General features: G+C 76.1%; 7 protein-coding genes and 1 pseudogene. 1 reads left to right on the forward strand and 7 read right to left on the reverse strand.

Going from position 1 to position 10,392, the window contains the following annotated elements; all coding sequences use genetic code 11:
• Window positions 1-534, forward strand: a pseudogene (locus tag ACWENR_RS25300) (transglutaminase domain-containing protein); the annotation flags it as partial.
• A gap of 461 nt (window positions 535-995) precedes the next feature.
• On the opposite strand, the gene ACWENR_RS25305 reads toward ACWENR_RS25300, so the two are convergent.
• From ACWENR_RS25305 to ACWENR_RS25335, 7 genes are all read right to left on the reverse strand, one after another.
• Window positions 996-1,394, reverse strand: a complete 399-nt coding sequence (locus tag ACWENR_RS25305; RefSeq protein WP_091104824.1) for a DUF3040 domain-containing protein — start codon at window positions 1,392-1,394, stop codon at window positions 996-998.
• Window positions 1,395-1,509: 115 nt separating this feature from the next.
• Window positions 1,510-2,769 carry a DNA polymerase IV gene (locus ACWENR_RS25310; RefSeq protein WP_452279458.1) on the reverse strand — a complete coding sequence of 420 codons (1,260 nt, stop codon included), beginning with the start codon at window positions 2,767-2,769 and terminating at the stop codon, window positions 1,510-1,512.
• Between the two features lie 75 nt (window positions 2,770-2,844).
• Window positions 2,845-4,383: an MFS transporter gene (locus ACWENR_RS25315; RefSeq protein ID WP_452279459.1), complete on the reverse strand. Its 1,539-nt coding sequence runs from the start codon at window positions 4,381-4,383 to the stop codon at window positions 2,845-2,847.
• Between the two features lie 202 nt (window positions 4,384-4,585).
• Entirely contained in the window at window positions 4,586-5,782 is a 1,197-nt protein-coding gene (locus tag ACWENR_RS25320; protein WP_452279465.1) for an alkaline phosphatase family protein, read from the reverse strand.
• Entirely contained in the window at window positions 5,734-6,498 is a 765-nt protein-coding gene (locus ACWENR_RS25325) for a methyltransferase domain-containing protein (protein WP_452279460.1), read from the reverse strand. The genes ACWENR_RS25320 and ACWENR_RS25325 overlap by 49 nt, the downstream gene beginning before the upstream one ends.
• A 39-nt stretch (window positions 6,499-6,537) precedes the next feature.
• Window positions 6,538-6,714 carry a hypothetical protein gene (locus ACWENR_RS25330; protein ID WP_452279461.1) on the reverse strand — a complete coding sequence of 59 codons (177 nt, stop codon included), beginning with the start codon at window positions 6,712-6,714 and terminating at the stop codon, window positions 6,538-6,540.
• A 97-nt stretch (window positions 6,715-6,811) separates the two neighbouring features.
• Window positions 6,812-10,165, reverse strand: a complete 3,354-nt coding sequence (locus tag ACWENR_RS25335; protein ID WP_452279462.1) for an error-prone DNA polymerase — start codon at window positions 10,163-10,165, stop codon at window positions 6,812-6,814.
• Window positions 10,166-10,392: the final 227 nt, after the last annotated feature.

The raw sequence follows: 10,392 nt of genomic DNA on the forward strand, positions 1-10,392 counted from the left end.
GGCGCGGCGGCGCCGGCCCCGGCGGCCGTACGCGCCGGGGCGGCCGGCGACGGGCCCGCCGACGGGCGGCGCATGGTGGTCCTCGCCGACGCCGACCGGGCCCGGGCGGACGCGCACGCCGCCTGGGACGAGTTGCTCGACACGCTGGTGGACTACCGGGTGCGGGTGGACCGGACGGAGACGCCCCGGGCCACCGCCGACCGGCTGTCGCGGGAGACGCTCACCGCCGACGCCGAGGCGACAACGGCCGTACGGCTGCTCGGCCGCGCCGAGGAACGCGCCCGCTACGCTCGCGACCCGCTCACCGGCGAGCCGCTCCTGCCGGCCCTGCGCGCCGTCCGGGGTGCCCTCGCCGCGCGGGCCGACCGGCGGGCCCGCCTGATGGCGGCGGTGTTGCCGCCGTCGGTGCTGCTGAGCTGGCGCAACGCCGCGACCGACGCGTCGTCCCGGCTGCTGGCCGCGCGGGGCCGGGGCCGCTCGCGGCTGATGCGCTGGAACCCGCGCCGTCTGCTCACCAACCGCATGGCCCGCTGACCCACCGACCGGACGGCCGCGCGGGCCGGGAGCGGCGACCTCGCCGCTCCCGGTCCGTCCCCTTTCCCGTCCCCGCTCCCGTTGCCGCCACGCCCCCGCACCAGTCGCAGGGCGTCGCGCGGCGCGGGGCCTGACCCGGTGACACGCGACGCTGGGCATCGCGGCGGGGGGCCTGACCGAGTGACGCCGCGACGCCGGATGGGGCGGCGCGCGGCGCCGGATGCGACGGCGCGCGGCGCTGGCCGGGAGGCTGTGGGAACCGCCGGGAGCGCGGGGGTGCGGCTTCGCCCGGCACGGGCCCGAAGGAAACGCGACGGGAGCGCGCGGATGCCGCGCGCTCCCGTCGTGGCGAGGCCGTGAGGCGCGCCCGGGGCGCGCGGATACGTCAGGGGTCGCCGGGAAGACCCGGCGACGCGGTTCGTCGTCGCGGCGGCGCGACCCGCCTCAGCGGCGGGCCGGGGTCAGCGGTGCCCCTCCGGGCGCTGCCGCCACCGGTCCTCCATCCGGTCGAGGATCGAGGGCCGGCGACCTGCCCGACCGCCGCGGGGGCGGCGACGGCTCGTCGTCCCTCCCACGACGTGCAGGTCGGGTGACTGCGCCCGGCGGTGTGACTGCACCGCGAACGCGGCCGAGGCCAGCATGACGACAAAACCCGCCACTGCCAGCGGCGGAGTCTTGATCACCGCGCCGTAGACCAACAGGGCCAGCCCAGCGATGATCACGCCGGCAGCGACGAGCAGGCGACGCCGCGCGTGGAAACGCGGATCGCTGGCGCGCACGGCCGAGGCGAATTTGGGGTCCTCGGCAAGCGACCGCTCGATCTGCTCGAACAGCCGCTGCTCGTGCTCCGAGAGCGGCACGGCACTCCTCCCCGGTCACGTGGGTCGGCCCGGGCGGGCCGACAGACCGTGGCAGCCAACCGGCTGCTTACCCGCAAGTCTACGAGGGCCCTCGCGCGTCGGAAAGCGGGACGACCTACGGCCGGGGTGGATTTTCATTTCGTCGGCCGTCCCGGGGCCCGAGCAGACTGGCCGGACCTATGACGGACCGCCCGAAACGGGCAGCCGCGGCGTCGGCGGCGACTTCCGCCTCGCGCCAGCCCCGCTCGGGCGCGCCGAGGGCGAGCTGCCGCGGGGTCTCCTGCGCCCCGGCGAGGCCCTCGACGCGTACGCCGACCAGACGGACCCGCTCTCCCGGGTCGAGGGCGGTGTAGAGCGCCCAGACCGTGTCGAATATCTCCCGGGCGACGTCGGTCGGCGCGCCCGCCGTGCGCGACCGGCTCACGGTGCGGAAGTCGGCCAGCCGCACCTTCAGCGACACCGTACGGCCGACCTGCCCGGCCCGGCGCAGCCGGGCGCCGACCTTCTCGGCGAGGGCGAGCAGCGCCCGGCGGATCTCCAGCGGATCGGCCACGTCGGCGTCGAAGGTCACCTCCGCGCCGATCGACTTCTCCGCCTGTTCGGGGTTGACGCGGCGCGGGTCCCGCCCCCAGGCCAGCTCGTGCAGGTGGGCGGCGGACGCCTCGCCGAGCGCCTTGCGCAGCATGCCGACCGGCGCCTCGGCGAGGTCGCCGATGGTGGTCAGGCCGAGCCGGCGCAGCGTCTCGGCGGAGCGCTCCCCCACCCCCCACAGCGCCGACACCGGCAGCGGGTGCAGGAAGTCGAGCACCCGGGCGGCCGGGACGACGAGCAGGCCGTCGGGCTTGGCGCGGGTCGACCCGAGCTTGGCCACGAACTTGCTCGGCGCGACCCCGACCGAACAGGTCAGCCCCTGCTCCCCGGCGACCCGCTCGCGGATGCGCCGGGCGATGGCGGCCGGGGGGCCGAAGAGCCGCCTGGCGCCGGCCACGTCGAGGAACGCCTCGTCGAGCGAGAGCGGCTCGACCAGCGGGGTGACGTCCCGGAAGATCCGCATGACCGCCTGGGAGGCCGCCGAGTATTGCGCGAAGTCCGGCGGGAGGTAGACCGCGTGCGGGCAGAGCGCCCGGGCCCGCGCGGTGGGCATCGCGCTGCGGACGCCGTAGCGCCGGGCCTCGTAGCTGGCGGAGCTGACCACGCCGCGCGGCCCGATCCCGCCGACGACGACGGCCCGGCCGCGCAGCTCCGGCCGCCGACGGACCTCGACCGAGGCGAAGAACGCGTCCATGTCGACGTGCAGGATCGGGCAGCCGGCGTCGTCGGCGTCCGGCCCGAACCGGGGATCGCCGCCCCGGGGCAACGACTGGCTGCGACCCATCCCCGCAGGCTAGCCGCCACCCCCGACAGGCCGCCGCACCCGCCCCGGTGGAGGCGGGAGCGGCGGCCCGGGTCGTCAGGCTCGCTCGGCGGGCGGCTCCCCCGGCGGCACGCGTCGCAGGGCGACGGCGCTGGCGAGCGCCCCGCCGAGCAGGATGGCCGCGCCGACGACGGCGGTGACCGTGAAGCCGTCGGTGAAGGCGGCGAACGCCCGGTCCAGCAGCAGGCCCGCCACCTCGGCCGGGGCCTGGCCGGCCACGGCGAGGGCGCCGCCGACGGTGTCGGTGGCGGTGTGGGCGAGCCCCTCGTCGAGCCCGGCCGGCACCTCGGCCGTCATCTCCGAGCGGTAGATGCCCGCGGCGATGCTGCCCAGCACGGCGATGCCGAGGGCGCCGCCGAACTCGGTGCTCGTCTCGGAGATCGCCGAGGCGGCCCCCGCCCGCTCGGGCGGCGCCGTGGTGAGCACGAGCGAGGTCGCCAGGGTGCTGGTCATCCCGACGCCGAGGGTGAGCAGCCCGTAGCTGGCGATCAGCCACCACACCGGCGCGTCGGCCCGCATGGTGCTGACCAGCAGGAATCCGGTGGCGGCGGCGACGAGTCCCGCCGCGACGAGGACCCCGGGCCGGACGTGCGGCGCGAGCGCGGACGCGACGGCGACGCCGACGACGCTGCCCAGGATGGTCGGGAGCATCCAGAGCGCGGCGTCGAACGGACTCAGGCCGAGCACCGTCTGCATGAACGTGACCGCGAGCAGGCCCATGCCCGCGCTGGCGAAGGCGATCGCCGTGTTCGCGCCGATGGCCGCGGAGAAGGAGCTCCTGGAGAAGAGCCGCACGTCGATCATCGGGTGCTCGGCACGGCGCTGCCGGCGCACGAAGAGGGCACCGACGGCCAGGCCGACGAGGAGGGCCACCAGGGACGGCACGTTCGGGCCTTCCTCGGCGAAGTGCTTGACCGCGTAGATGGCCGGCAGGACGGCGCCGAGGGAGAGCACCGAGCTGAGCGGGTCGAACCGGCCCGGGGCCGGGTCCCTCGACTCGGGCAGCAGGAACGGCCCGACGGCGAGCAGCAGGAGCATGACGGGGACGTTGATGACGAACACCGAGCCCCACCAGAAGCGCTCCAGCAGGAAGCCGCCGACGATGGGGCCGATCGCGATGCCGCCGGTGAAGCCGGCCGTCCAGATCCCGACCGCCGTGCGCCGCTGGTTGTCGTCGACGAACATGCCGCGGATGAGGGAGAGGGTCGACGGCGCCAGGGTCGCCCCGCCCAGGCCGAGCAGGGCCCGGGCGGCGATGAGCAGCTCCGGGGTGCTGGCGAACGCGGCCAGCAGGGACGCCGCGCCGAACGCGAGGGCGCCGACGAGCAGGAGCCGGCGGCGCCCGACGCGGTCGCCGAGGCTGCCCATCGTCACGAGCAGGCCGGCCATCACGAAGCCGTAGATGTCCATGATCCACAGGTACTGGCCGGTGCTCGGTTCGAGTTCGGCGCTGATCCAGGGCGCGGCCATGAACAGGACGGAGAGGTCCATGGAGGCGAGGAGGGCGGGGATCACGAGGGCGGCGAGGCCGAGCCACTCGCGGCCGCCGGCGCGGTGGGAGACGGAGTTGGTCACGCAGCGGACTGTACATACGTACAATACATTTGTACAAGACGACCGTACAATACGGGCGTATGAAAGCGTGGCCGCGCTGTCGCCGAAGGAGGCCCTGCTCGACGCCGGCCGTCCTGGCTCGCCGGGAACGGGCGGTGACAGCGCCGGGAGGCCCGGGACCGGCGCCGGGGTGGTCCGTCGCGACCGGGCCGACGCCCGCCGTTCAGCCCCGGACGACCAGCAGCGGGATGGTCATCTCGGCGGCCGTGTCCGCCCCGTGGTAGGCGACCAGCCGGGAGACCGTCGGCGGCTCGGACCGGGAGGCGGTCACCGCGTACGTGCCGTTGCAGATCACCACCACGTCGCCGATGCGGGCCAGGTGCTCCTCGGGCACCGGACCGAACCAGCCCGAGGCCACCACCTCCTCCCGGGTACGGACGCGGGCCGCGGGGCCGAGCACCGTCGACCAGGCCGCCACCACGTCGTCCCGGGCGCCGGGCGTGACGTGCAGGTAACGGACCCGGGGCTCCCCGGCGACCACGGCCACCCCGGCGCGCAGCCGGGGATCGGCGTCCAGGTCGACGCGGTGCCCGGCCGGCACGTCGAGCTGCCCGTGGTCGGCCGTCACCAGCAGGGCGGCGTCCGACGGCAGCCCGTCGACGAGCCGGGTGAGCAGCCGGTCCACCTCGGCCGCGGCGAGCCGCCAGGGCGCCGAGTCGACACCGGTGAGGTGGCCGTGCCGGTCCAGGTCGGGGTGGTAGCCGGAGACCAGGGTGGGGCCCGGCCCGGCGGCCAGGGCGGTGAGCATCCGCGCGGCGAGCGCGTCGACACCGGCCGCGCCGCGGTAGTCGCCGCCCCGGTTGGCGGCCACCGTCAGCCCGCTGCCGCCGAACTCGGGCCGGCTGACCACCGTCACGGCGACCCCGGCCGCCCGGGCCCGTTGGAGCTGGGTGCCCACGGGCTGCCAGCGCAGCGGCTCCGGCTCGGCCGCCCACTCGACGTGGTTGAGCACCCGGTCGGTCCCGGGCACCCGCACGGTGAAGCCGAGCACGCCGTGCGCCCCGGGCGCGGCACCGGTGCCCAGCGTCACCAGGCTGGTCGGCGTGGTGGACGGGAAACCGGAGGTCAACGGCCGGCCGACGGCCGCGACGAGGCCCGCCAGGGTCGGCGCGTGCGGAGCGGCGGTCGGGATCTGGTGCCAGCCGAGACCGTCCACGAGCAGCACCGCGACCCGACGCACCCCGGCCAGCGCGGGAGCCAGCCCGAGCGGGTCGGCGGCGCCGGGCACGCCGAGCACGGCGAGCGCGCTGGGCAGGACGTCGGCGAGGCTGCCGCCGCCGTAGCGGGGCGCGACGATCCCCAGCGGGTCGGTCACGGTCGGCGGGCGAACAGGTGCAGCTGGGCCGCGAGGTCCCGCCAGGGGGCCCGCGCGGCGAGCGTCCGTTCCAGCTCCACCAGGGCGGCCGGCTGGCCGTCGGCCACGGCCGCGGGAAGGAGGTCGGCGAGCACGCGTACGCCGTGGATCTCCTCGACCACCAGCCCGGCGGCGCCGAGCAGCGCGGCGGCCCCCTCGGCGTCGTAGCGCCGGCGCAGCGTGTCCCGGCTACCGGCGGCGCCGGCCGGGTCGTCGGCCAGCGCGGCGGCGACGTCGAGGTGCCCGTTCATGGCCCGGCCCAGCACCGCGGCGGCCCGGCCGGCGACCAGCACGCTCGCGGCGCCGCCCGGGCGCAGCGCGGCGGCCAGCGCGGCCACCACCGGCGCCGGGTCTTCGACCACCTCCAGCACGGCGTGGCAGAGCACCAGGTCGGCGGCGCCCGGCTCGACGAGCCCGGCGAGCGCGTCGCCGTCGCCCTGCACGGCGCGAACCCGCTCGGCGACGCCGGCCTCGGCGGCCCGGCGGGTCAGCGCGGCGAGCGCGTCGGGACTGGCGTCGACCACGGTCACCCGGTGCCCGGCCTGGGCGAGCGGGACGGCGAAGCCGCCGGTGCCGCCGCCGACGTCGAGCACGGTCAGCGCGGCGTCGCCGCGGCGCTCCAGCTCGGCGCGCAGCACCGACCAGATCACGGCGGTACGGGGGGTCAACGGCGGCCCGGCGAGCCGGCCTGGGGTCTGCTCCACCCGATCGAGCCTAGTCACCCGGTCCAGCCCCGACGCCGGGCCGCCCGCCGCCGGCGGTCAGGACTCGCCGGTGGCGCCGTCCTCCTCGGCCCGCGACCGCAGGGCGTTGGCCACCGGGCCCTCGGTGATCTCGTACTCGCGAGGCTCGGTGTGGTGCGCCGGGCTCCAGCCGGCGCTGAGCCGGGTCCGCCGGGAGTTGGCCACTCCGCCGCTGTATCCGTGATTCCCCGTCATCGGTTCGTTCCCCCTCGTGCCACGCGGGCCGCTCTGCCCGCGCGAGCAGGAGTCTCCCGCCATCGGCGCCGAAAAACCGTAATGTGGATCACTGCCGTCAACGGAAGTCGCGCGATGCCGGGCTGACCGGCGGCTCGATGGCGTCCAGCCGGTCGGCGGTGAGGTTGGTGACTCCCTCGTGCCGCTGCAACCGACCGCGCACCACCAGGGCCGCGCTGGTGCGGGCGATTCGACGGTAGCGCTGCCAGAGCCCCGGGGAGCAAGTGACATTGAGCATCCCCGTCTCGTCCTCCAGGTTGAGGAAGGTGACCCCGCCGGCGGTCGCGGGGCGCTGCCGGTGGGTGACGATCCCCCCGACCCGGATCCGCCGGCCCGGCTCCACCCGGCCGAGCCGGGCGATCGGCACCGCGCCCAGGGCGTCGAGCTGCGGGCGGATGAAGCGGGCCGGGTGGCTCTCCGGCGACAGCCCGGTCGCCCACACGTCGGCGACCAGCCGGTCCACCGCCTCCATGCCGGGCAGGGTGGGCGCGGTCGCGCCGGTCACCGTGCCGGGCAACCGGCCCGGCCGGTCCTGGGCCGCCGCGCCGGCCGCCCAGAGGGCCTCCCGCCGGGACAGCCCGAAACAGGCGAAGGCGTCCGCGGTGGCCAGCGCCTCCAGCTGCGCGGCCGTGAGACCCACGCGCCGGGCCAGGTCCGGCATGTCGCGGTACGGCCCGTGCGCCGCCCGCTCCGCCTCGATCCGCTCGGCCACCCCGTCGCCGAGGGTACGCACGCCGGACAGCCCCAGCCGGACGGCCGGGCCGCCCAGCCCCCAGGCGTGCGGCGGCTCCCCCGGCACGCTGCCCCACCGCGTCCGCGGGGTGGACTCCAGCACCGCCCTGGCGCCGCTGGCGTTGACGTCCGGCCGGCGCACCTCCACCCCGTGCCGGCGGGCGTCGTCGACCAGGGTCTGCGGCGAGTAGAAGCCCATCGGCTGGGCGTTGAGCAGCGCGGCCAGGAACGGCCCCGGGTGGTAGCGCTTGAGCCAGGAGCTGGCGTAGACCAGATAGGCGAAGCTCATCGCGTGGCTCTCCGGGAAGCCGTAGCTGGCGAACGCGGAGAGCTTGCGGTAGACGTCGTCGGCCAGCTCGCCGGTGATGCCCCGCTCCGCCATGCCCGCGTAGAGGCGGTGGGCGATGCGGGCCATCCGCTCGGCGGAGCGCTTGGCGCCCATCGCCCGGCGCAACTGGTCGGCCTCGGCGGCGTCGAAGCCGGCCAGGTCGATGGCGAGCTGCATCAGCTGCTCCTGGAACAGCGGCACGCCGAGGGTCTTCTCCAGCGCGTTGCGCATCAGCGGGTGGGCGTACTCCACCGGCTCCTCGCCGTTCTTGCGCCGGATGTACGGGTGCACCGAGCCGCCCTGGATCGGGCCGGGCCGGATCAGCGCCACCTCGACCACCAGGTCGTAGAACTCGCGGGGCTTCAGCCGGGGCAGGGTGGCCATCTGGGCGCGGCTCTCCACCTGGAACACCCCCACCGAGTCGGCCCGGCAGAGCATGTCGTAGACCTCCGGGTCGTCCAGCGTCATGCCGCCGAGGTCCAGACTCATCCCGATCATGTCGTAGCCGTAGTGCAGCGCGGAGAGCATGCCGAGCCCGAGCAGGTCGAACTTGACCAGGCCGACGGCGGCGCAGTCGTCCTTGTCCCACTGGAGCACGCTGCGCCCCGGCATCCGCCCCCACTCCACCGGGCACACCTCGATCACCGGCCGGTCGCAGATCACCATCCCGCCGGAGTGGATGCCCAGGTGCCGGGGGAAGGTCTGCAACTCGTCGGCGTACGCCACCACCTGCTCGGGGATGTCCTCGACGTCGACCGCGGCCACCGAGCCCCAGCGGTCGATCTGCTTGCTCCAGGCGTCCTGCTGGCCGGGCGAGAACCCGAACGCCTTGGCCACGTCCCGCACCGCCGAGCGGGGACGGTAGGAGATGACGTTGGCGACCTGGGCGGTGTGCTCCCGGCCGTAGCGGGCGTAGACGTGCTGGATGACCTCCTCCCGGCGGTCCGACTCGATGTCCACGTCGATGTCGGGCGGGCCGTCGCGCTCGGGGGCGAGGAAGCGCTCGAAGAGCAGCCGGTGCCGGACGGCGTCCACGTTGGTGATCCGCAGCGCGTAGCAGACCGCCGAGTTGGCCGCCGAGCCCCGCCCCTGGCAGTAGATGTCCTGCTCCCGGCAGAACGTGACGATGTCGTAGACCACCAGGAAGTAGCCGGGGAAGCCCAGCTCCTCGATCATGTTCAGCTCGTGGTCGAGCTGCGCGTACGCCCTCGGGTGCGCCTGGCGGGGGCCGTAGCGTTCCCGCGCCCCCCGCTCGGTCAGGTGGCGCAGCCAGCTCATCTCGGTGTGCCCCGGCGGCACCGGGTACGCCGGCAGCCGCGGCGCGACGAGCTGGAGGTCGAAGGCCAGCTCGGCGCCGAACTCGGCGGCCCGGGCCACCGCCCCCGGGTACGCGGCGAACCGGGCCGCCATCTCGGCGCCGCTGCGCAGGTGGGCGGTGCCCGCCGCAGGCAGCCAGCCGTCGATCTCGTCCAGGCTGCGCCGGGCCCGGACGGCGGCGACGGTGGTGGCCAGCCGCCGCCGGCCCGGGGTGGCGTAGTGCACGTTGTTGGTGGCCACCGTGGGCAGGCCGGCGGACGCCGCCAGCTCGGCGAGCGCGTCGTTGCGGTCGGCGTCGACCGGGTGCCCGTGGTCGGTCAGCTCCACCGCCACCGTCTCCGCGCCGAACAGGGCGGTCAGCCGGTCCAGCTCGCCGGCCGCCGCGTCCACCCCCTCGGTGAGCAGCGCCGCCGGCACGTGCCCCTTGCGGCAGCCGGTGAGCACCAGCACGTGGTCGCGCAGCTCGGCGGCGACCTCCTCCAGCTCGCCGTAGACCGGGCGGCCCTTCTCCCCGCCGCGCAACTGGGCGCGGGCGATGGTCGAGGCGAGCCGGGCGTACCCCTCGTGGCCGTGGGCGAGCAGCAGCAGGTGCCGCCCGAGCGGGTCGGGCTCGCCGTTCTGCGGGCCGGGCAGGCCCAGGGACAGCTCGGCGCCGAAGATCGTCGGCAGGTGCAGCGCGCGGGCCGCCTCGGCGAAGCGCACCACCCCGTAGAAGCCGTCGTGGTCGGTGACGGCGAGCGCGGTCAGGCCCAGCCGGGCGGCCTCCTCGGCCAGTTCCTCGGGATGGCTGGCGCCGTCGAGGAAGCTGAAGTTGGTGTGCGCGTGCAGCTCGGCGTACGGCACCGCACCGTCGGGTCGGGCCAGCTCGGGCGGCTGGTACTGCTCCCGCCTGCGGCTCCAGGCGGGAGAGTCGCCGCCGTCGGCGTCCACGGCCAGCGGGTCCACCACGTGCAGGTGCCGCTCCGTGCGGGATTTCCGACCGGAGAGCACGCGCTCAAGCTCCGACCAGGGCAGCTTGGGATTGTGGAAGCTCATCCGCGCTCCTGGAGGCGGACGAGTGAACAGATCTTGGTAGGTTCCGGCCCCCGGAGGGGCCCGAACCTACCAAGATCCGGACGCCGGCGGCCGGTGGCCCCACGCTCCTGCCGTCGGGCGTGCGGGCGGTGGCCGGCCGGGGCACGGGTGCCCACGTGACGCTGTCGAGCTGCCCCGTCCGGGCCGTCCGGCGACGCCCCGGCCAGCCCGGATCGCCACGCCTGCGG

The sequence above is a fragment of the Micromonospora sp. NPDC004336 genome (genome assembly GCF_053602615.1).